Raw genomic sequence first — 22,066 nt, 5'->3', positions numbered from 1 at the left:
AAGACGCTCAGTCTCAGTGCTGGCTGATCTTCCCACGCCAGGCGCCGGTCTCCGACCCGCGCTTCTCCAGCAGTTCCTTGAAGTTCGACAGATTCGCACGCGCTTCCATGCGCACGGCGCCGAAGGCGTCGCCGAGGGCTTCCAGCGGGCCGTCCGGCTCGTAGTCCATCTGCAGGGCGATGCGGGTGCAGTTGTCCGAGATCTTGTGGAAGGTCACCACGCCGCCGTTCTTCACGCCGGTCACGCTGCGCCAGGCGATGCGCTTGTCCGGAATCTGCTCGGTGATCTCGGCGTCCCATTCCTTGTCTTCGCCGGCCACGTTGGCTTTCCAGTGCAGGTGCTTGTCGTCCAGCTGGCGGATCTCTTTGACGCTCTTCATGAACTGCGGGAAGTCTTCGAACTGCGTCCACTGGTTGTAGGCGGTGCTGACCGGCACGTTGACTTCGATCGTTTCCACGATCGACGAGCTGGCGCCAAAGCCACGATTTTTCTTCAATTGTTTCGACAGCAGCACGCCACCCACGGCGAGCGCTGCTACGGTAACCACGCGATTGAGCATTTCTGATCTCCTAAGGGCAGGAAGCCGCGCCGCATGCGAGCATTGGATAGGCCCGTACCTGTGCGCATGCGGGGCGTTGCTTCGTACGATGTTGGTACGACGGGCCACGCGAATATGTCGCGTATCTCTGGTTAAAATAAGCGAAAAGACAATCAGGCGGCGCGCGGAAGGCTGTGGTCCCCTGGGCTCGCGCCGTATGGTTGAGCCCGGTTTTACGGTGGGAGGAGAAACGGATGAGCTTGCAAGGCGGATGTTTTTGCGGGGCCGTGCGCTACGAAGCGCAGGGCATGCCTTTCAACAGCACGCTGTGTCATTGCACCGATTGCCGCAGGATATCCGGCGCACCGGCACTGGCCTGGTTCAGCGTGGCCAGCACCGATCTGACATGGCTGGGCGGGGAACCGGCGCGCTTCGGCTCCAGCCCCGGCATCGAGCGCAGCTTCTGCCCCACCTGCGGCACCACGCTCACTTTCCAGGACAGCCGCTGGCCGGAAGAAATCGACGTCGCCACCGCCAGCCTCGACGACCCCAACCGGGTGCCGCCGGGCGACCACACCTTCGTGCGCAGCCGCCTGCACTGGATGCCCCAGTGCGACGGCCTGCCGGCCTATCCGTCCACCCGATCGGCGGGCCTGGGCGAGGAGGAGGTCTAGCCCCGCACGGGATCTTGGCGTGCGCTCAATGTGGTCAAAAAAGCCACGCCGCTCGCCTAAAAAATACTGTATTTCCATACATGGGTAGCAGGCAGGCCCGGCACCCCGGCGGTATAATTGGCGGATGCAGAACCTCCTTCACAACCTCAATCCCGAGCAACTTGCCGCCGTTACCTTGCCACCGCAGAGTGCGCTGATCCTCGCGGGCGCCGGCTCCGGCAAGACGCGTGTGCTGACCACGCGCATCGCCTGGCTGATCCAGACCGGCCAAGTGTCGCCTGCCGGCATCATGGCCGTGACCTTCACGAACAAGGCGGCGAAGGAGATGCTGACCCGCCTGTCCGCGATGCTGCCGGTGAATACCCGCGGCATGTGGATCGGCACCTTCCACGGCCTGTGCAACCGCCTGCTGCGCACCCATTACCGCGACGCGGCCTTGCCCCAGACCTTCCAGATCCTCGACTCGCAAGATCAGTTGTCGCTCATCAAGCGCATGCTCAAGGCGCACAATGTCGACGACGAGAAGTACCCGGCCAAGAACCTGATGTACTTCATCAACAACTGCAAGGAGCAGGGTCTGCGCGCCGGCCAGGTCGAGGCCTACGATCCGATCGAGCGCCGCATGGTCGAGCTGTACGAGCTCTACGACCAGCAATGCCAGCGCGAAGGCGTGGTCGATTTCGCCGAGCTGCTGCTGCGCACCTACGAGCTGCTGTCGCGCAACCAGCCGCTGCGCCATCATTACCAGATCCGCTTCCGCCACATCCTGGTCGACGAGTTCCAGGACACCAACGATTTGCAGTACAACCTGCTCAAACTGCTGGCCGGGCAGGGCGAGGGTGGCGGCGGCGCGCTGTTCGCGGTGGGCGACGACGACCAGAGCATCTATGCCTTCCGCGGCGCCAACGTCGGCAACATGACCGCCTTCGAGCGCGACTTCGAGGTGAGGAACCTGATCAAGCTGGAGCAGAACTACCGCTCGCACGGCCACATCCTCGACAGCGCCAACTACCTGATCGCCAACAACGCCAAGCGCCTGGGCAAGAACCTGCGCACGGACGCCGGCCAGGGCGAACAGGTGCGCATCTACGAAGCCTCGTCCGACCTCGAGGAAGCGCAGTGGATCATCGAGGAAGCCAAGAGCCTGATGGCCGACGGCGTCCCGCGCAGCGAGATCGCGATCCTCTACCGCTCCAATGCACAGAGCCGGGTGATCGAGCATGCGCTGTTCGCGGCCGGCCTGCCGTACACCGTGTACGGCGGCCTGCGCTACTTCCAGCGCGCCGAGGTCAAGCACGCCATCGCCTACCTGCAGCTGATGGACAATCCGCACAACGACTCGGCCTTCCTGCGCGTGGTGAACTTCCCCACGCGCGGCATCGGCGCGCGCTCGATCGAGCAGCTCCAGATGGCGGCCGACAGCTACGGCATTTCGCTGTATGCGGCGGTGCCCTACATGACCGGCAAGGCCGGTTCCTCGCTCGGCAGCTTCGTCAAGCTGGTCGAGTCGGCGCGCTTCGAGACCCAGCAGCTGGCGCTGCCGGAGCTGGTGCGCGTGGTGCTGGAGCGCAGCGGCCTGCTGCAGCATTACCAGAACGAGAAAGAAGGCGCGGACCGCATCGAGAACCTGGAGCAGATGGTCAACGCCGCCGCCCAGTTCGTGCAGGAAGAAGGCTACGGCATCGGCGCGCCGGCCCACCTCGGGCCGCCGTCCCAGGCCCAGGCCGGCGAAGCCCTGCTCGACGCGGACGGCATCGAGGTGCTGGACGGCGGCGCGCCGCTGCCGGCCGTGATGTCGCCGCTGTCGGCCTTCCTGACCCATGCCTCGCTGGAGGCGGGCGACGCCCAGGCCCAGGCCGGCCAGGACGCGCTGCAGCTGATGACGGTGCACTCGGCCAAGGGCCTGGAGTTCGACGCCGTGTTCATCACCGGCCTGGAGGAGGGCCTGTTCCCGCACGAGAGCAGTGCGCGCGAAGCCGATGGACTGGACGAGGAGCGGCGCCTGATGTACGTGGCGATCACCCGTGCGCGCCGGCGTTTGTACATGAGCTTCACCCAGCAGCGCATGCTGCACGGCCAGACCCGCTTCAACATGAAGTCGCGCTTCCTTGAAGAGCTGCCGGAAGAGGCCCTCAAGTGGCTGTCGCCGCGCGTGCAGACCAACTGGTTCGCCGGGCGCAAGTCGCAGACGGCCTGGGACGACGCCGAGTTCCGCAACGGAACCGACAACCGCATCGCGCAGCAGATCACGCAGAAGTCCAGCAATGGCAACGGCTCCGGCTGGCGCGTGGGCGAGACGGTGGCGCACGCCAAGTTCGGCGAGGGCGTGATCGTCAACATCGAAGGTGGGGCAGGGGCGGCGCGCGCCCAGATCAACTTCGGCGCGGCGGGGATGAAGGTGCTGGACCTGTCGGTGGCGAAGCTGGAGCGTTTGTCGCGCTAAAAAGCAGCCTCCCGCAGCGCTGCAAGCTCATCTGCGGCGCGTCGACGTCATCCTGCAGCGCCTCGACGTCATTTTGCGGCGCGTCGACGTCATCCCGCAACGCGTCGGCGTCATCCCGCAGCGCGTCGACGTCATCCCGCAGCGCGTCGACGTCATCCCGCAGCGCGTCGACGTCATCCCGCAGCGCGTCAACCTCATCCCTCGGCGCGTCAACGTCATCCCACGGCGTGTCGATGTCATCCCGCGGCGCGTAAACGTCATCCCGGCGAAGGCCGGGATCCAAGTTTGCCCGCATTTCCCCTGCGCTTGACGCGTTTGGCAACGCAACAGACTTGGATCCCGGCCTTCGCCGGGATGACGTTCTGAATGACGTTCTGAATGATGTTCTGAATGACGTTCTGAAGCCGGCGGTCTAATTCAAGCCGTCGGCTGAAGGGCTGCCGGGAACAGGCTTACTTGGTCAGGTCCACCTTCGCCGCATCCCCATCCTGCGGCTTCCCGAAAATCTCCCGATACCCCGCATACATCGAACACTGCAGCAGCAGCACGAACAGGAAGATCAGCCACATGATCAAGACCCTGGCCACGCTGCTCCCGCCCAGCAGCGCCGTCAGCACCATGGTGATCGCGAAGAACAGCGCGAACCACGCCATCAGCAGCACGATGAACACCCGCGCGCTGCGCAGCACCGCGAAGAAGCTGTAGAAGGTCGCCTTGAAGGGCGTCATCTTCTGCCAGTAGGTCAGCGGCGCCGCGAAGCACAGCGCCATCAGCGCCGCCACGTTCAGCACCACGATCGAGAACATTGCCAGCAGGTCCGAGCCGGTCACCTGCGGCTGCCCGCCGTCGCGGCTCTGGCGCGCCACCTGTTCCCAGAAGTTGGGGTCGAGCGTGAAGCGGGTGACCAGGGCCAGCAGCAGCGACACGCCCAGGTAGATCAGGCCCACCTTGCACAGCGCTATCACCGCCGGCTTGCGAAAGCCCGTCAGCAGCACCGCGGGCGAGACCCGCTGCCCGTTCTCGATCATCAGGCAGGCCTGCATGAAGGCCATCGAGAACGAGGGAATCAGGACCACCGCGATCATTGGTCCCAGCAAGGGCACGGCGCTGATGCCGATGCTGATCAGGATGTTGGCGAACAGCAGGGTGGTCAGCGCCGCCGGCTGGCGGCGGAACAGGCCAGCCCCTTGCTTGAGCCAGGACCAACCGGTAATTGCGGGCATATTGTTCATGTGGGCAGCAAAGGCGCGCCGTGTGCGATGCGTTCGCGCAGGATGCGTTCAAAATGGGTGGGGTCGTGCGGCGTAAGCAGTTCCGCCGCACGCGGACAATGCAGATCGTACAGGCGCGACAGCCAGAATCGCAAGGCGCCGGCGCGCAGCATCGGCAGCCAGGCCTGCTGTTCCTCCGTCGTGAACGGGCGCACGGCGTGGTAGGCGTCGAGCAGGGCGCGCACGCGCTCGGGGTCGAGCACGCCCGTGGCCAGGTCGACGCACCAGTCGTTGACGGTGACGGCGACGTCGAACAGCCAGGTGTCGCAGCCGGCGAAATAAAAGTCGAAGCAGCCGCTCAGGCGGTCGCCCTCGAACATCACGTTGTTGCGGAACAGGTCGGCGTGCACCGGCCCGCGCGCCAGTTGCGCGTACACGGGACCGGCGGCGAACGCCTGCTGGAAGGCGACTTCGGCGCGCAGCAGCTCGGCCTCGGGCGCGCTCAGGAAGGGCAGCACCTTGGGCGCGGTGGCGGCGATCCAGTCCAGCCCGCGAAGATTCGGCTGCTGCAAGGCGAAGTTGCGCGCCGCCAGGTGCATGCGCGCCAGCATGCGGCCCACTTCGGCGCAGTGCACCGGCTGCGGGCCCAGCTGGGACGCGCCGCTCAGGCGGCTGACCACGATCGCCGGCTTGCCGTGCAGGGCCACCACCAGCTCGCCGTCAAGCGTGGCCACCGGCGCCGGCACCGGGATGCCGCGCTCGGCCAGATGGCGCATCAGCTGCACGTAGAAGGGCAGTTGGGCGAAGCTGAGGTTTTCGAAGATGGTGAGGACATACTCTCCTGCCTCGGTGCTCAGGAAGAAGTTGCTGTTGTCGATACCGGAAGAGATGCCTTCGAGCCGGAGCGCCCGGCCGAGAGGGTACTGCTTGATCCACTGGGTAAGGTCGTCCAGCGAGACCGCGGTGAAAACTGCCATGTGCTAGCAAAAAGTCAGGTGGGGGATCGCACGCGCCACGCCGGCGCGCGCAGGCTTATTTTTTCGGGGCCGGTTCGAGCGGAGGAGGCGGCGGCACGTCGGCGCGCGCCGGCGCGCCGGGCTTGGCCGGGGCCGGGGCTACCGGCTGCTCGGTCGCTCCCTGTTTCTTGGGGTTGCCAATGTCGAACTCCATCACCTGCCATTGTGGGGCACGGATCGCGCTGCTCTGGGCGTCGCCCGGTTGGGCATTCCCAGGTGCAACGTTGGGTTTCATGATGTAGCGGCTGGGGCCGCTCTGCACTTCCACTTCGGTCACCTGGCCGCCCTGGCGTTTTTCCGTGATGCGCGTGCGTTCGCGTCCCGGAATCGTGGTGGCCGGCACGTCGCTGCCCGGCTCGATACGGTCGAGTTTCGGCGGCTCCTGGCTGGGCGGTTGCTGCTGAGCGCCGGCAACACCGGCTTGGGCCAGGAGGCACAGCGTCAGGAGGGCGTAGCGGGTGGTAGAGCGCAGCATGATGGTCACCTTGTGTCGTTTAGACCATTTTAACAAACAGCGTCGCTTCCCTGTGAAAAGTGTGCTGGAGCCTATATATAGGAAGAGTTCCCGGCTTGCCGATCTGCCTTCCCTTGTGCTTTTCCCAAGCCGGATTCTGCGATAATGCCGCTCACCCGGCGCGCCGCCCGGCGCTTTCGCCTCACCCAGATTCTCGCCCTATGGACAATACCCTGCTGCTCGTTGACGGTTCCAGTTATCTCTATCGCGCCTACCACGCGCTGCCCGACCTGCGCAGCCCGGACGGCTTCCCCACCGGCGCCATGCACGGCATGGTCAACATGCTGCGCCGCCTGCGCGCCGATTTCCCCGCGGCCTACATCGCCTGCGTGTTCGACGCCAAGGGCAAGACCTTCCGCGACGATCTCTACCCCGAGTACAAGGCCACCCGCGCCTCGATGCCGGAAGACCTGGGCAAGCAGATCGAACCGATCCACGAGGTGGTGCGCCTGATGGGCTGGCCGATCCTGATGGTCGACGGCGTCGAAGCCGACGACGTGATCGGCACCCTGGCGGTCCAGGCCTATGCGCGCGGCATGAAGACCGTGATCTCGACCGGCGACAAGGACCTGGCCCAGCTGGTCAACGACAAGGTCATGCTGATCAACACCATGACCAACGACCGCCTCGACGAGGCCGGGGTGCTGGCCAAGTTCGGCGTGCCGCCCAACCGCATCATCGACTACCTGACCCTGATCGGCGACACCGTCGACAACGTTCCGGGCGTGAACAAGTGCGGCCCCAAGACCGCGGTCAAGTGGCTGACCCTGCACGGCTCCCTCGACGGCGTGATCGAGAACGCCCACAGCATCAGCGGCGCGGTCGGCGAGAACCTGCGCGCCGCCCTCGAATGGCTGCCGCGCGGCCGCGAGCTGATCACCGTGAAGACCGACTGCGACCTGGCGGCCCACGTGATCTCCTTCGAGGAGACGCTGGTCGGCCGCCCCGAGGACGCCGAAGGCCTGCGCGACTTCTTCCAGCGCTACGGCTTCAAGACCATGCTGCGCGACCTGGGCGGCGCCCCGCGTCCCAGCGCCGGCGTGGCCCCCGCCGCCGGCTCTGGCCCGAATGGCGCGCCGCTCAATTCCCCCGAAGGCGTGTCCGGCACCTTGCCGGGCATGGCCGTCATCAAGGGCGAATACGAGACCGTGCTGACCGACGAGCAGCTCGACAAATGGCTGGCCCTGGTCGACGCCGCCGAACTGACCTCGGTCGACACCGAGACCACCTCGCTGGAGCCGATGAACGCCGAGATGGTGGGCATCTCGCTGTCGGTGGAAGCGGGCAAGGGCGCCTACATCCCGGTGGCCCACCGCTACGCCGGCGCGCCCACCCAGCTCTCGCGCGAGCACGTGCTGGAGAAAATGCGTCCCTGGCTGGAGAACCCGGCCAAGCCCAAGCTCGGCCAGAACCTGAAGTACGACATGCACATCTTCGCCAACCACGGGGTGCAGCTGCGCGGCATCGTGCACGACACCCTGCTGCAGTCCTACGTGTTCGAGTCGCACAAGCCGCACGACATGGACACCATGGCGATGCGCCACCTGGGCTACACCACCATCCCCTACGTCGACGTGTGCGGCAAGGGCGCCAACCAGATCTGCTTCGACCAGGTCGAGCTGGCGCGCGCCACCGAATACGCGGGCGAGGATTCCGACATCACCCTGCGCCTGCACCAGGCCATGCTCGGCCACGTCGAGAGCGACAAGGGCCTGACCTACATCTACCGCAACATCGAGATGCCGACCATGGAGGTGCTGCAGAAGATCGAGCGCAACGGCGTCCTGATCGACGCCGCCCTGCTGGAAGTGCAGTCGGCCGAGCTGGGCAAGCGCATGCAGGAGCTGGAGCAGCAGGCCTACGAGCTGGCCGGCGGCCCCTTCAACCTCGGCTCGCCCAAGCAGATCGGCGAGATCTTCTTCGGCAAGCTGCAGCTCCCGGTGATCAAGAAGACCGCCACCGGCGCGCCTTCGACCGACGAGGAGGTGCTGCAGAAGCTGGCCGAGGACTTCCCGCTGCCCAAGATTTTGCTCGAGCACCGCGGCCTGTCGAAGCTGAAGTCGACCTATACCGACAAGCTGCCCAAGATGGTCAATCCGCGCACCGGGCGCGTGCACACCAACTACGCCCAGGCCGTGGCCATCACCGGCCGCCTGGCCTCGAACGACCCGAACCTGCAGAACATCCCGGTGCGCACCGCCGAGGGCCGGCGCATCCGCGAAGCCTTCGTCGCGCCGCCGGGCAGCGTGATCGTCTCGGCCGACTATTCGCAGATCGAGCTGCGCATCATGGCCCACATCTCGGGCGACGCGGCCATGCTCAAGGCCTTCGCGGAAGGGGAGGACATCCACCGCGCCACCGCCGCCGAGATCTTCGGCATCGCCCCGGGCGACGTGCAGAGCGAGCAGCGGCGCTACGCCAAGGTCATCAACTTCGGCCTGATCTACGGCATGAGCGCCTTCGGCCTGGCCCAGAACCTGGGCATCGAGCGCAGCGCGGCGGCCAGCTACATCGACCGCTATTTCGCCCGCTTCTCGGGCGTGAAGCAGTACATGGACGAGACCCGCCTGCAGGCCAAGGCGCGCGGCTACGTCGAGACCGTGTTCGGCCGCCGCCTCTGGCTCCCGGAGATCAATTCGCCCAACGGCCCGCGCCGCGCCGGCGCCGAGCGCGCCGCGATCAACGCGCCGATGCAGGGCACGGCGGCGGACCTGATCAAGCTGGCCATGATCGCGGTCCAGAACTGGCTCGAGACCGAGAAGCTCGGCACCCGCATGGTGATGCAGGTGCACGACGAACTGGTGCTCGAAGTGCCGGAGGCCGAGCTGGAACTGGTGCGCGTCAAGCTGCCGGAACTGATGGCAGGGGTGGCCAAGCTCGACGTGCCGCTGCTGGCCGAGACCGGCGTGGGGCGCAACTGGGAAGAAGCCCACTGATCGGGCTGCGCCGGCCTCCCAGCCAAGCCAGCAAGGCCAGGCCGGCGAGCAGCATCGCGCCGTGCGCCGGCTCCGGCACCTGGGTCACGGGGGCCCAGGTCTGGGTGAGGGCGTACATGCTCAGGTAGCCGTTTGCGCCGTCCGCCTGTGTGCGCGCGTTCAGCGACAGCGTGCCGTCGAACGAGCCTCCGCTGTCCGAGCTGTAGCCGGCGGACAGCGGCTGGTAGCCGGACCACCAATCGATCAGGTAGCCGGTGAAGCCGACGTCGAGGGAGGATTGTTCGGCATAGGGATTGAAATCGGCGGATGCCGCCACGTCGCCGCGGAACACCACTTGGGTATAGGGCGAGAGCGAGAAGCTGAGGTTGCTGTAGACGAAGGACTGCGCAGCGCGGTCAAGGCTGCTGCTGAGCGCGCTGGCGCCGAAGGCGTCGGCCTTACCCCAGGCGCGATTGTCTCCCAGCACCAGGTCGAGCGTCGTCAGCCTGGTGCTGGTCATCGTATCCTGTTCGTAGAAAGGCGAGTGGCTGTTCAGCTCCATCGTCAGTGTGCCGTTGCGGGTGCCGAATTCGATCCAGGGCGCAGCGTCATCGTCCGGCCGCAAGTCGATCAGCTCGATCCGGAAATTGGTGAGGGAAGCGCTGGCGCTGACCGGCCCGGCAGCGAATGCGCCATGGCTGGCCAGCAGGCATGCGGCAAGCAGGAGGCCGCGTCGCGTGATGTAATTCATGGTCTACTCCAAATGTGTAGGAGTAGTTACTATGCGCCGTTTACCTGAACCTTAGCGCCATGTTCGAGGAACTGTGGTTTTTTGATCGGCATTCGCGGCGCCCCGTCTAGGGATCATGCGCCGAAACGCGGCCGGACGTAGCGGAATTCGTCGCGGCGTTGCAAAACCGGTACTGCCGCCGTCGCCGGCAGCGTCTCGACGGTCAAACGTGCGCACTGGAATGTTTGCTAAGATAGCAAGCCTATCCAACTCATCCGGAGGGGTGCCCATGAAGGATCTCGTCAACGATGCAAGCAGCCTGGTCTCTCCCGGCCAGTTCGGCGACAGTGTCGACCGCCGCAACTTCCTGAAGGCCGCCGCCGGCAGCGGTTTCGCGCTGGCTTCGCTGCCGGTCATGGCCCAGACCATGATCACCACCGACACGAGCGGCCTGGACGCGGCCGACCACATCATCGTGATCGACGGCCAGGACGTGCCGGTCTACCGCGCCCAGCCCAAGGACCGCACCAATCTGCCGGTCATCCTGGTCATCTCCGAGATCTTCGGCGTGCACGAGCACATCAAGGACGTGGCGCGCCGCTTCGCCAAGGCCGGCTACATGGCCGTGGCCCCCGACCTGTTCGTGCGCCAGGGCGACGCCACCAAGGTCGCCAACGTGGCCGACCTGATGCGCGACATCGTCTCCAAGACCCCCGACGCCCAGGTCATGTCCGACCTCGACACCGTGGTCAAGTGGAGCAAGCAGCGCGGCGGCAACACCGACAAGCTGGGCATCACCGGCTTCTGCTGGGGCGGGCGCATCACCTGGCTGTACGCCGCCCACAACCCGAACGTGAAGGCCGGCGTGGCCTGGTACGGCCGCCTGGTGGGCGAATCCACCGCCAACTCGCCCAAGCACCCGGTCGACGTGGCCCAGAACCTGAAGGCGCCGGTGCTCGGCCTGTACGGCGCCAAGGACCAGGGCATTCCGCTCGAATCGGTGGAACGCATGCGCAAGGCGCTGGCGGCGGGCAACAGCAAGTCCAGCATCCACGTCTACCCGAACTCGGGGCACGCCTTCCACGCCGACTACCGCCCCAGCTACAACGCGGCCGACGCCAAGGACGGCTGGAGCAAGGCGCTCAACTGGTTCTCGACCCACGGCGTGGCCTGATCTTGCACGAGCGCGCGCCGGGGACGGTACAATCTCCGGTTTGCGCGCTTTTCGCAAGACAGAACAAGAGGCCTTCAAATCGATCCCATTCTCGGCTCCATCCTGCTGGCGACCACGGTCGCCGGCGTCCTCAGCATCACCGGGGCTGCCATTTTCTCGTTCGCGCTGCTGTCGAAGGTGGTGGAACGGATGGTCAGCCTGTCGGTCGGCATCATGCTGGCGACCTCGCTGCTGCATGCGTTGCCGAGCGCCTTCGAGTCGGGCGCCAGTCCGCGCAGCCTGTTCGCGACCCTGCTGGGCGGCCTGCTGGCCTTCTTCGTGCTCGAAAAGCTGGCGCTGCTGCGCCATTCGCACCACCACGAAGGGGATGGGCACCACCACGCCCACGGCCACGACAAGCACGAGGCGGGGAAGTCGGGCTGGATGATCCTGCTGGGCGATTCGATGCACAACTTCACCGACGGCATCCTGATCGCCGCGGCCTTCCTGGCCAATCCGGAGCTGGGCATGATGACCGCGCTGGCCATCGTGGCCCACGAGATCCCGCAGGAGATCGGCGACTTCATCGTGCTGCTCAACGCCGGCTTCTCGCGCCTGCGCGCCTACGTCTTCAACCTGCTGTGCAGCCTGATGTCGGTGGCCGGCGGCCTGCTCGGCTACTACACCCTGGACCAGGCCAGCGGCCTGATTCCCTACGTGCTGGTGTTCGCCTCCTCGGGCTTCATCTACATTGCCGTGGGCGACCTGATGCCGCAGATGCAGCGCCGCGCCACCCTGCGCGAATCGGGGCCGCAGCTGATCCTGATCGCGGTCGGCGTGGCGATCGTGCTGGCGCTGAACCATTCGATCTGAAGCGTCCGTAGTCGCCGACGCATTGGCCCCCTTGAAACGCGGGAGATTGGACCGCCGGCGCCCGCCCGGCGACGCCTAAGATGCCTGTATCGGCCGCAAGGGGCAGCACCCTGCGGCGATGCCGGGCACGCCATGTGCCTTCCTTAACCGGCTGAATCAGCCGACCTGCCAGGAGCACAACATGTCCGCACTGTTCGACCCCATCCGCATCGGCGACCTCGTTCTTCCGAATCGCATCATCATGTCCCCGCTGACGCGCTCGCGCGCCACCAATCCGGGGCGCGTGCCGACCCCGATGATGGCTGACTACTATGCGCAGCGCGCCTCGGCCGGCCTGATCATCAGTGAGGCAACCTCGGTCTCGCCCCAGGGCGTGGGCTACGCCGACACGCCGGGCATCTGGTCCGATGAGCAGGTCGCCGGCTGGCGCCGGGTGACCGAGGCCGTGCACGCCGCCGGCGGCCGTATCGTGCTGCAGCTCTGGCACGTCGGCCGCATCTCGGATCCCGTGTTCCTCGACGGGCAGGCCCCGGTGGCCCCGAGCGCGATCGCGGCTGCGGGCACGGTCAGCCTGTTGCGGCCCCAGCGCCCCTACGTTACGCCGCGCGAACTGGCGCTCGAAGAGCTTCCGGGCATCGTCGAGGCGCATCGCAAGGGGGCCATGAATGCGCTGGCCGCGGGTTTCGACGGGGTCGAGGTGCACGCAGGGAACGGCTACCTGCTCGACCAATTCCTCCAGGACGGCAGTAACCGGCGCACCGATGCCTATGGCGGCACGCTCGCCGGGCGTGCGCGTTTGCTGCTCGAGATGGTCGATGCCTGCGTCGGCGTATGGGGCGCGGGCAGGGTGGGCGTGCATCTGTCGCCGCGCGGCGATTCGCACGATATGGGAGATAGCAACCCGGCCGCGACCTTCGCTCACGTGGCGCGTGAACTAGGACGGCGTCGCATCGCCTTCATCTGCGCCCGCGAATCGCGCGGGCCGGATAGCCTCGGGCCCGGTTTGCGGCGCGCCTTCGGTGGCGCCTATATCGCCAACGAGGGGATGACCCAGGCCAGCGCGGAAGCCCTGCTGCTGGCGGGCGATGCGGACGCGGTCGCATTCGGCAAGCTGTTCATCGCCAATCCCGACCTGCCGCGCCGCTTCGCGCTCGGCGCGCCGTTCAACGAGCCACGGCCGGACAGCTTCTATGGCGCCACCGCGGAAGGCTATACGGACTACCCGGCCTTGGCTTGATCCCGCCGGCATCGCCGCGCATCGCATTTCCCGGTCGCTGCGACCGGATTCGAGGGGCCGCTTGTCGGCCCCTCGGCTTTTTTTACGCAAACCAGCGGCGCTCCCGCGCGCCCGCCAATCCAGTGGCAGCGCTAACATCATGCGCCCAGACTGCGCGTTTTTCATCGTGTTTACTAAACCGCACTAAACTTCAAGTGTTCACTTGAACTTTGTTGAAGGGCCATGCTTTCCTTTGTTTAAATTGTTGCGTTGGAAAGCGAGGCCTCACCGATCTGCGAACGGCGTCCGTCGTTTAGTAATCCTCAGGGTTCTTTTCCATCCCGTGCCGCCCACGCCGCGTGGCACGGCGGATGCCGAGCTGTCCGACACGGACGGCCGCGGCGCCGGGCCTCGCGTCAAGCTTGAAGACGGATTCATCGCGCCGGCCTGCTCCGGCGGCGCGGCATCCGGGTCAGTTCTCGTAACGATGCGGGAGGCAGCCTTCAGCTCAGCGAACGGCTGCTTCCATCATAAAAAAAAGCCCGCCCCAGGGCACCACAGGAGACAAAGATGACGTTCAGGACCACTCCCGCTTCCGGGCAGCTCCGCTGCCGTGTGACGCCGATCGCGATGGCGGTCGGCGTAGCGCTGCTTTCCCTTTCGGCCGCCCATGCGCAGACCGAGGCCGGGACCGCGCAGGCGAGCGCCCAGCCGGCGGCGCCGGATGCCGCCGCGACCCAGCCCGCCACCGTGATGGTGACCGGCTACCGCTACGCGATCGAGAAGAGCCTCGACCAGAAGCGCGAGGCCAACGCCATCGTCGAAGTGGTCACCGCCGAAGACGTCGGCAAGTTCCCCGACAAGAACGTGGCCGACGCCCTGCAGCGCGTGCCGGGCGTGGTCATCACCCGCAGCGGGGGCGAGGGCAAGAACGTCAGCGTGCGCGGCCTGTCCTCGGAACTGACCCTGACCCAGCTGAACGGCAACTACATCGCCACCGCCGAAGCGAACGGCGACCCGACCCGTTCCTTCAACTACACCCTGATGCCGTCCAACATGCTGTCCAGCGCGGAGCTGTACAAGACGCCCGAGGCGCGCCTGGACGAAGGCGGCATCGGCGGCACCGTGATCCTGCGCACCCGCCGTCCGCTCGACGTGGAATCGGGTTCCGGCTTCGTCAACGCCGAAGGCACCTGGGCCGACACCACCAAGAAGACCGACGGCCAGTTCTCCGGCCAGTACGCCTGGCACGACCAGAGCAACCGATTCGGCATCCTGGTCGGCTTCACCCAGCAGAAGCGCACCACCCGCACCATGGGCGCGAGCACCGAGAACTGGCAGTGGTACGGCGACGACTACGACGCCAACCCGGCCACCGACGTCAACGGCCGCCCCTCGAAGCTGACCTCCTACTGGTGGGGCGAATCGGGCTTCTACGACCAGGGCGGCAAGTACTACAGCAACTTCATGATGCCGACCTCGGTCAACTTCGACGTGCGCGAAGAGGAGCGCGAGCGCAAGGGCGGGCAGGTGACCCTGCAGTTCAAGCCGGTGCGCAACCTGACCATGACGGCCAACTACTTCCGCTTCGACCTGAAGCAGGATTCGCAGACCAACACCCTCAAGGTCCCGGAATGGAACCTGGCGCGCTATTCCGGCGACGGCAACTGGCCGGGCGGACGCCTGCTCAACGGCTTGACCTTTGATCCGAGCAACACCATCGTCACCGGCGCCCAATACGGCGTGCGTCCGGGCCGCGCCTATTACTGCAGCGCGGAGCAGGCGGCGGCCGGCGGCCTGACCAACACCGGCGGCTTCGGTCCGGACGACTGCACCATCCCGACCCCGCAGATCACCGGCAGCTACAACAAGGAAAAGGCCTTGTCCCAGGCCGCCGACCTCGAGATCGAATGGAAGGGCAGCTCGCTCGACGCCAGCTTCAAGGGCGGCCGCACCTGGGCCAAGGGCGGCCCTTCGGTGCAATTCACGATGCCGATCAAGCCGCGCGTGCAGAACGCCGACGGCAGCTGGACCCTGGGTAACATGGCGACCTCCTGGAGCACGGTGGGCACGCCGACCATGAACTTCTCCCCCGAGCTGATGAGCAACCTGGCCAAGGGCATCGGCGAGATCGACCTCGGCTCGACCTCCTCGTCCTGGACCCGCAACAGCACCAAGCAGAAGTACGCCCAGGCCGACTTCACCTGGCACACCGAGCGCGGCTTCCTCGATTCGCTGCAGTTCGGCGCCAAGTACCGCGACGGCGGCACCAGCCGCAGCACCGGCAACAACTACTGGGCCTGCAAGGGCACCGACCCAAGCAACTACGACAACCGCTTCCAGAACGGCTGCGACACGAACGCCAACAAATTCCGTCCTGAGTTCCTGTACGCGCAGTCGCTGCCCAACCTGACCGGCGGCATCCAGGCCAGCGCCTACCCGGCGATCAACTATCCGGCCTACATCGGCTATCTGACCCAGACCTACGGCCCGATGCAGACCCGTAACGAGGACAACTTCATCTTCAACGTCAACGAGAAGATCAGCTCGCTCTACGTGCAGGCCAACATCAAGACCGACCGCCTGCGCGGCAACTTCGGCCTGCGCGCGGTGCGCACCCGCCAGCACGCCGATTCGACCGACAAGGTCGACTACTACAACGACTACTTCTTCGACGGTCCGGACGGCCGTCCGGCGCCTTGCCAGCCGGGCGGCGCCCCGGCCACCGGCGCGCCGGCGGGTTCGGGCTGCATCAGCGGCTTCACCGTGCTCCCGGACAGCAACAGCAATCCGGCCACCCGCCACATCTCGACCTATGTGGTGAGCGCCCTGGATCGTACCTACACCGACTACCTGCCCAGCTTCAACCTGGCCTATGACCTGAGCGACACGCTGCTGCTGCGCGCCGCCGCCTCCAAGGTCATCGCCCGCCCCGGCTACAGCGACATCGCGGCGCCGGGCGCGCTGAACTACTTCAGCGAGGAATACGTCAACGACCGCCGCCTGATCGGCGGCGGCGACCAGCAGGGCTGGTATGGCTCGGGCAGCAACAAGAGCCTGGAAGCCTACAAGGCCGAACAGTACGACGTCGGCCTGGAGTGGTACTTCCAGCGCGGCTCGGTGCTGGGCATGGGCCTGTTCCGCAAGAACGTCAGCAACTTCTCGGTGCCGGTGGTGCGCGACGTCCAGCTCAACGTCGGCGGCCAGAACCTGACGGTGCAGAACTACTCGACCAGCGCCGGCGGCCGGGACGCGGTGTCCAAGGGCGTCGAACTGTACGCCCAGCACACCTTCGCCTCGGGCCTGGGCTTCCAGGTGAACTACACCTACAACAAGACCAACCAGGCCGCCATTACGCTGGAGGACGGCACCGAGATCGGCACCTCGCCGCTCGTGGGCAGCGCACGCAACCAGACCAACCTGACCGTGTTCTACTCGGACGACCGGATGCTGCTGCGCGCCTCCTACAACCGTCGCGGCGAAGTGGTGCGTGGACTGGTCAACGGCCTGAACGTGTACGACGAGCCCTACAACCAGATCGACCTGAACGCCGCCTGGAACTTCACCAAGCAGCTCAGCCTCACCGCCTCCGTGCTCAACCTGACCGAGGAAGAAACGCGTTCCCACCTGGGCAACGACACCAAGAACCGTTTCTACTCGAACGGCTACGCCGGCCGCGTCGCCTACGTGGGCCTGAACTACAAGTTCTGAGCCCGGCCCGCAGCGCGCTCTCCACACCACGCGGTGTGGAGAGCCGCTTCTTCATGGAAGACGCAATGAACAACATCGACCGGATCGGCAGCATCACGGTGGTGGGCGGCGGCAGCGCGGGCTGGATGGCCGCGGCGGCCCTGGCCACCTACCTGGGCAAGCACGCGCGCATCCGCCTGATCGAGTCCGAGCAGATCGGCATCGTCGGGGTGGGCGAGGCGAGCGTGCCCCACCTGCGCCTGTTCAACGGCCAGTGGCTCGGCATCGACGAGACCGAATTCGTGCGCCGCACCCAGGGCACGGTCAAGCTGGGCATCCAGTTCAATGACTGGGGACGGATCGGCGACAGCTACCTCCACGGCTTCGGCATCCTCGGGCGTTCGCTCGGGCCGCTGCCTTTCCACCAGTTCTGGCTCAAGCTGCGCCAGGCCGGGCGCGCCGCGCCGATCGGCGAGTATTCGGCCCAGACCCTGATGGCCCCGCGCGGCAAGTTCGCGCCCGGCGACCGCAACGCGGCGCCGAACTCCCCCCTGGCCGACATCGCCTACGCCTACCATTTCGACGCCACCCTGTACGCACGCTTCCTGCGCGAGCTGGCCGAGCGCCGCGGCGTCGAGCGCATCGAGGGCAAAATCACCGGCGTCCAGCAGCGCCCGGACAACGGCTACGTCGCCTCGGTGACGCTGGAGAGCGGGCAGGTGGTGGACGGGGAACTGTTCATCGACTGTTCGGGCTTTCGCGGCCTCTTGATCGAAGAGACCCTGGGCACCGGCTACGTCGACTGGTCGCACTGGCTGCCCTGCGACCGCGCGGTGGCCGTGCCCAGCGAGCGCGCCGGTCCGGACACGCCCTATACCCGCGCCACCGCGCGCGGCGCCGGCTGGCAGTGGCGCATCCCGCTCCAGCACCGCACCGGCAACGGCTACGTGTACGCCAGCCGCCACCTGAGCGACGACGAGGCGGCGGCGACCCTGCTGGCCAACCTGGACGGCAAGGCACTGGCCGAACCGCGCCAGCTGCGCTTCACGGCCGGCATGCGCCGCAAGGCCTGGAACGGCAACGTGGTGGCGCTCGGGCTGGCCTCGGGCTTTCTCGAGCCGCTCGAATCGACCAGCATCTACCTGGTCCAGTCGGGCATCACCCGCCTGCTCAGCCTGTTCCCGCGGCGCGACCTCGATCCGCTGCTGGCCGAGCGCTACAACCGCGAGACCGCCTTCGAATACGAGCGCATTCGCGATTTCCTGATCCTGCACTACCACGCCACCGAGCGCGACGACACGCCTTTCTGGAAGCACTGCCGCACCATGGAGGTGCCGGACACCCTGCGCGAGACCATGGACATGTTCCGCGCCGACGGCCGCTATCTGCGCAACGGCGAGGACTTCTTCGCCCTGCCGAGCTGGGTCCAGGTGATGCTGGGGCAGGGCATCCAGCCGCGCGGCTACCACCCCCTGGTCGACGAGATGCCCGAGGAGAAACTGGTCGACCACGTCGAGAGCGTGCGCGCCATGCTGGCGCATGCCGTCGACGCGATGCCGACCCACCGCGAGTGGATCGAACGCTACTGGAAGGCGCCCGCGCCATGACGAACACCATCAGAAAGCCTATCCGCATGAGCCGAGCCCGCATTACCCCTTCCATGCCGCTTACTTTGCCGCGCGCTCTTCCGCGTATTCTGCCGCTGGCCGCCTTGCTGGCCTGCGCGGCCGCCGGCGCCGAACCGCGTTTCGCCACTTCCTTCGAATCCGGCCAGCCGCTGCCGTCCGTCCAGGCCGCGCAAGGCCTGCGGGTGGAGCAGGGCAGCGGCCCGGAGCGCCCCTACGCCGCCAAGGCCCGCATGGGCTACAGCGGCGCGCGCGCCCTGCGTTACCAGGCCCAGGGCGGCGGCGGCCGCCTGCAGCTGTTCGCGGTCGATATTCCGATCGGCGCCGACACCCAGCTGGCGTGGAAGGTCTTGCCCGAGATCGTGGGCGAGCTGCCGGACGCCTCCACCGGCGTGGCGCTCGACCTGGTGCTGGACGACGGCCGGCGCGTTTCCAGCACCGCCCTGCGCGACCAGCATGGCGCGGGCCTGTCGGCCCAGGCCCAGGCCGAGAGCAAGAGCCTGTACCCGCAGCAGTGGGCCCACAAGCGGGTCGCCCTGGGCGAGCTGAAAGGCCGCCGCATCAAGGCGATCGAGCTGGAGGTGCGTCCTTCGCCAGCGGGCGCCAGCGGCTGGATCGACGACCTCGAGATCCGCGAGCAGGCGCGCAGCGCGCCCGCGCGCCCCTCGGATTACGTGCTGACCACGCGCGGCACCCAGTCCAACGGCACCTTCTCGCGCGGGAACAACTTCCCGGCCACGGCCGTGCCGCACGGCTTCAACTTCTGGACGCCGGTCACCGACGCCGGCACCCTGAGCTGGCTGTACCGCTGGAACGAGCAGAACGGCCCCGACAACCGTCCGCGCCTGCAGGCGCTGTCGCTGAGCCACCAGCCCAGCCCCTGGATGGGCGACCGCCAGACCTTCCAGGTCATGCCGTCGGCCGCGCGCGGGCGTCCCGACCCCGACCGCGCCAAGCGCGCGCTGCCCTTCTCGCACGAGAACGAGCTCGCCCGTCCCTACACCTACCGGGTCGACTTCGACAACGGCATCCGCGCCGAGATCGCGCCCAGCGAGCGCGCCGCGATCTTCCGCTTCCGCTTCCCGCGCGAGGGCGAAGCCAACCTCCTGTTCGACAACGTCGATGCGCGCGGCGGCCTGACCCTGGACGCCGCCACCCAGACCCTGCGCGGCTATACCGACACCCGCAGCGGGCTGTCGAACGGCGCCACCCGCATGTACGTGTTCGCGCGCTTCGACCAGCGCTGGCAGGACAGCGGCAGCCTGGAGACCGGCCGCCCGACCGGCTACGTCAAGTTCGCGCCCGGCGACGGCGAGGTGCGCATGCGCATCGCCACCTCCCTCATCTCGGTGGAGCAGGCCCAGCGCAACCTGGAACTCGAAATCGGCAACGACGGCTTCGACGCGGTGCGCGAGCGCGCCCAGGCGGCCTGGGACGCCGAGCTGGGACGCGTGAAGCTGCAGGGCGCGAGCGAAGACCAGCTCACCACGGTCTACTCGAATCTCTACCGCCTCTTCCTCTACCCGAACGTGGCCCACGAAAACGTCGGCAGCAAGGACAAGCCGGACTGGCGCCACGCCGACCAGAACAGCTGGTCCAAGGACAACATGGCAGGGGACGCGCTGCGCAGCGCGGCCACCGTCCGTCCGGGCAAGGTCTACGTCAACAACGGCTTCTGGGACACCTTCCGCACCACCTGGCCGGCCTATGCCCTGCTGGCGCCGCAACGCGCCGGCGAGATGGTCGACGGCTTCCTGCAGCAATACCGCGACGGCGGCTGGGTGGCGCGCTGGTCCTCGCCGGGCTATGCCGACCTGATGGTCGGCACCAGTTCCGACGTCGCCTTCGCCGACGCCTGGCTCAAGGGCGTGCGCGGCTTCGACGCCCGCCAGGCCTACGAGGCGGCGCTGAAGAACGCCACCGCCGTGCCGCCGGTGTCGAACGTCGGCCGCAAGGGCCTGGCGCGCTCGATGTACCGCGGCTATGCCGACGCCTCGGTGCACGAAGGCCTGTCCTGGACCCTGGAAGGCGCGCTCAACGACTTCGGCCTGGCCCAGATGGCCGCCGCCCTGGCCCTGGAGGAGCGCGATCCGGCCCGTGCGCGCCGCTACCGCGAGGAAGCCGAGTACTTCCGCGCCCGCGCCAGCGACTACGTGCACCTGTTCGACCCGGCGACCGGCTTCTTCCGTGGCCGCGACGCCGGCGGCGAGTGGCGCGAGGCGGCGGCCAAATTCGAGCCGCGCCGCTGGGGCGGCGACTACACCGAGGCCAATGCCTGGACCTTCGCCTTCACCACCCCGCACGACGCCGAGGGCCTGGCCAGCCTGCTGGGCGGACGCGAGGCGCTGGCGCGTCGCCTGGACGATTTCTTCTCCACGCCGGAAACCGGGGCGCGCGAATTCGCCGGCACCTACGGCCAGGTGATCCACGAGATGACCGAGGCGCGCGACGTGCGCATGGGGATGTACGCGCACAGCAACCAGCCTTCCCACCACATCCCCTGGATGTACGTGCCGGCCGGCCAGCCCTGGAAGACCCAGCGCATCACGCGCGAGGCCCTGCGCCGCCTCTACCTGGGCAGCGAGATCGGCCAGGGCTATGCGGGCGACGAGGATAATGGCGAGATGTCGGCCTGGCATACCTTCGCCATGCTGGGCCTGTACCCGCTGCGCATGGGCGCGCCGGAGTACGTGATCGGCTCGCCCGCCTTCGAGCGCGCCGAGGTGCGCCTGGACAGCGGCCGCACGCTCACCGTGATCGCCCATAACAACGGGCCGGAAAACGTCTACGTGCAGTCGCTCAAGGTAAACGGCAAGCCCTGGTCGCGGGCCTGGATCCGCCACGAGGACATCGCCGCCGGCGCCACCCTGGAGTTCGTGATGGGCAGCACGCCGTCGCGCTGGGGCAGCGCGGAGCGTGATTTGCCGCCGTCGATGACCAGGGCGGGCCAGCGCCCGGCAGGCCTGGCCGACCGCAGCCGCGGCGTCGCGCCCGTGCTGGAAGGCGGCGCCAGGATGGACCTGCTCGCCGACGACGACGCGGCCACCTCGCAGCCGCTGGCGCAGGGTGCGGCCCTGGTGTATGGCTTTGCCAGCCCCGCGGCGGTCAGTCATTACACGATCACCGGCGGCAAGACCGCGCCGGGCAAGCTGGCCTGGACGCTCGAAGGCCGCGACGCCAAGGGCGCATGGACGGTGCTGGACCGGCGCGCCGACGAAAGCTTCGCCTGGCCGCATCAGCTGCGCCCCTTCCGGGTCGCCAAGCCGGGCGCCTACCGCGAATACCGCCTGCGTTTCGAGCAGGGCGCGGAGCTGGCCGAGATCGAACTGCTCGAAAACGGTCCCGCCGGCGCGTTTACTAAAACCCGCTAAAAAGTGCGCGCGATCGGCCGCTGCGGTTGACGCGCGCGAAACGCCGCTGATATAAAACTCATAGACGAAAACCCGCCTGAAAACCTTGTTTCGCAGC

Annotated in this window: 15 protein-coding genes; 10 read left to right on the top strand and 5 right to left on the bottom strand. The window is 67.1% G+C overall.

Going from position 1 to position 22,066, the window contains the following annotated elements; genetic code table 11:
* Positions 1-13: 13 nt before the first annotated feature.
* Positions 14-559, bottom strand: coding sequence for an SRPBCC family protein (locus B0920_RS14040; RefSeq protein WP_078033094.1), 546 nt, complete (start codon positions 557-559; stop codon positions 14-16).
* Between the two features lie 233 nt (positions 560-792).
* Between B0920_RS14040 and B0920_RS14035 the strand changes: the two genes are divergently transcribed.
* From B0920_RS14035 to B0920_RS14025, 3 genes are all read left to right on the top strand, one after another.
* Complete coding sequence (locus B0920_RS14035) at positions 793-1,212, top strand: GFA family protein (RefSeq protein ID WP_078033093.1); 420 nt, start codon at positions 793-795, stop codon at positions 1,210-1,212.
* Between the two features lie 124 nt (positions 1,213-1,336).
* Positions 1,337-3,655 (top strand): UvrD-helicase domain-containing protein, encoded by a 2,319-nt coding sequence (locus tag B0920_RS14030; protein ID WP_078033092.1) that lies wholly within the window; start codon positions 1,337-1,339, stop codon positions 3,653-3,655.
* 73 nt (positions 3,656-3,728) lie between these two features.
* Positions 3,729-3,965, top strand: a complete 237-nt coding sequence (locus B0920_RS14025; protein ID WP_078033091.1) for a hypothetical protein — start codon at positions 3,729-3,731, stop codon at positions 3,963-3,965.
* Positions 3,966-4,107: 142 nt separating this feature from the next.
* Here the strand turns inward: B0920_RS14025 and B0920_RS14020 are convergent, their stop codons facing one another.
* The 3 genes from B0920_RS14020 to B0920_RS14010 are packed head-to-tail and all read right to left on the bottom strand — an operon-like array spanning position 4,108 to position 6,357.
* The gene (locus B0920_RS14020; RefSeq protein WP_229455491.1) at positions 4,108-4,878 is read right to left on the bottom strand and encodes a BPSS1780 family membrane protein; all 771 of its coding nucleotides are present in this window, start codon (positions 4,876-4,878) and stop codon (positions 4,108-4,110) included.
* Between the two features lie 5 nt (positions 4,879-4,883).
* A complete protein-coding gene (locus B0920_RS14015) occupies positions 4,884-5,843 on the bottom strand; it encodes a homoserine kinase (protein WP_078033089.1) in 960 nt (319 codons plus the stop codon).
* A gap of 55 nt (positions 5,844-5,898) precedes the next feature.
* Positions 5,899-6,357, bottom strand: coding sequence for a hypothetical protein (locus B0920_RS14010; protein WP_078033418.1), 459 nt, complete (start codon positions 6,355-6,357; stop codon positions 5,899-5,901).
* A 200-nt stretch (positions 6,358-6,557) separates the two neighbouring features.
* Between B0920_RS14010 and polA the strand changes: the two genes are divergently transcribed.
* On the top strand, positions 6,558-9,332 hold the full coding sequence (gene polA, locus B0920_RS14005; protein WP_078033088.1) for a DNA polymerase I: 2,775 nt from the start codon (positions 6,558-6,560) through the stop codon (positions 9,330-9,332).
* On the opposite strand, the gene B0920_RS14000 is transcribed toward polA, so the two are convergent.
* Positions 9,238-10,062: a PEP-CTERM sorting domain-containing protein gene (locus B0920_RS14000; protein ID WP_078033087.1), complete on the bottom strand. Its 825-nt coding sequence runs from the start codon at positions 10,060-10,062 to the stop codon at positions 9,238-9,240. The two genes, polA and B0920_RS14000, sit on opposite strands and share 95 nt — an antisense overlap.
* 268 nt (positions 10,063-10,330) lie before the next feature.
* On the opposite strand from B0920_RS14000, the gene B0920_RS13995 reads away from it, so the two are divergent.
* The 6 genes from B0920_RS13995 to B0920_RS13970 all read left to right on the top strand — a co-directional run bounded on the left by B0920_RS13995 (position 10,331) and on the right by B0920_RS13970 (position 21,969).
* Positions 10,331-11,215, top strand: coding sequence for a dienelactone hydrolase family protein (locus B0920_RS13995; protein ID WP_078033086.1), 885 nt, complete (start codon positions 10,331-10,333; stop codon positions 11,213-11,215).
* A 150-nt stretch (positions 11,216-11,365) separates the two neighbouring features.
* Complete coding sequence (locus B0920_RS13990) at positions 11,366-12,067, top strand: ZIP family metal transporter (protein ID WP_229455629.1); 702 nt, start codon at positions 11,366-11,368, stop codon at positions 12,065-12,067.
* A gap of 181 nt (positions 12,068-12,248) precedes the next feature.
* Positions 12,249-13,304: an alkene reductase gene (locus B0920_RS13985; protein ID WP_078033084.1), complete on the top strand. Its 1,056-nt coding sequence runs from the start codon at positions 12,249-12,251 to the stop codon at positions 13,302-13,304.
* Positions 13,305-13,853: 549 nt separating this feature from the next.
* On the top strand, positions 13,854-16,994 hold the full coding sequence (locus tag B0920_RS13980) for a TonB-dependent receptor (RefSeq protein ID WP_078033083.1): 3,141 nt from the start codon (positions 13,854-13,856) through the stop codon (positions 16,992-16,994).
* A gap of 65 nt (positions 16,995-17,059) precedes the next feature.
* A complete protein-coding gene (locus tag B0920_RS13975; protein WP_078033082.1) occupies positions 17,060-18,580 on the top strand; it encodes a tryptophan halogenase family protein in 1,521 nt (506 codons plus the stop codon).
* A 53-nt stretch (positions 18,581-18,633) separates the two neighbouring features.
* Positions 18,634-21,969 (top strand): GH92 family glycosyl hydrolase, encoded by a 3,336-nt coding sequence (locus B0920_RS13970; protein ID WP_143745729.1) that lies wholly within the window; start codon positions 18,634-18,636, stop codon positions 21,967-21,969.
* Positions 21,970-22,066: the final 97 nt, after the last annotated feature.

This window comes from Massilia sp. KIM, assembly GCF_002007115.1.
Classification (GTDB): domain Bacteria; phylum Pseudomonadota; class Gammaproteobacteria; order Burkholderiales; family Burkholderiaceae_D; genus Telluria.
This window is presented reverse-complemented; position numbering and strand designations above follow the sequence as displayed.

What these genes read in the sequence shown, in the direction of transcription:
- B0920_RS14040 (WP_078033094.1), bottom strand. Translation starts at nt 559, where the DNA reads ATGCTCAATCGCGTGGTTACCGTAGCAGCGCTCGCCGTGGGTGGCGTG.
- B0920_RS14035 (WP_078033093.1), top strand. Translation starts at nt 793, where the DNA reads ATGAGCTTGCAAGGCGGATGTTTTTGCGGGGCCGTGCGCTACGAAGCG.
- B0920_RS14030 (WP_078033092.1), top strand. Translation starts at nt 1,337, where the DNA reads ATGCAGAACCTCCTTCACAACCTCAATCCCGAGCAACTTGCCGCCGTT.
- B0920_RS14020 (WP_229455491.1), bottom strand. Translation starts at nt 4,878, where the DNA reads ATGCCCGCAATTACCGGTTGGTCCTGGCTCAAGCAAGGGGCTGGCCTG.
- B0920_RS14015 (WP_078033089.1), bottom strand. Translation starts at nt 5,843, where the DNA reads ATGGCAGTTTTCACCGCGGTCTCGCTGGACGACCTTACCCAGTGGATC.
- B0920_RS14010 (WP_078033418.1), bottom strand. Translation starts at nt 6,357, where the DNA reads ATGCTGCGCTCTACCACCCGCTACGCCCTCCTGACGCTGTGCCTCCTG.
- polA (WP_078033088.1), top strand. Translation starts at nt 6,558, where the DNA reads ATGGACAATACCCTGCTGCTCGTTGACGGTTCCAGTTATCTCTATCGC.
- B0920_RS14000 (WP_078033087.1), bottom strand. Translation starts at nt 10,062, where the DNA reads ATGAATTACATCACGCGACGCGGCCTCCTGCTTGCCGCATGCCTGCTG.
- B0920_RS13995 (WP_078033086.1), top strand. Translation starts at nt 10,331, where the DNA reads ATGAAGGATCTCGTCAACGATGCAAGCAGCCTGGTCTCTCCCGGCCAG.
- B0920_RS13985 (WP_078033084.1), top strand. Translation starts at nt 12,249, where the DNA reads ATGTCCGCACTGTTCGACCCCATCCGCATCGGCGACCTCGTTCTTCCG.
- B0920_RS13980 (WP_078033083.1), top strand. Translation starts at nt 13,854, where the DNA reads ATGACGTTCAGGACCACTCCCGCTTCCGGGCAGCTCCGCTGCCGTGTG.
- B0920_RS13975 (WP_078033082.1), top strand. Translation starts at nt 17,060, where the DNA reads ATGAACAACATCGACCGGATCGGCAGCATCACGGTGGTGGGCGGCGGC.
- B0920_RS13970 (WP_143745729.1), top strand. Translation starts at nt 18,634, where the DNA reads ATGCCGCTTACTTTGCCGCGCGCTCTTCCGCGTATTCTGCCGCTGGCC.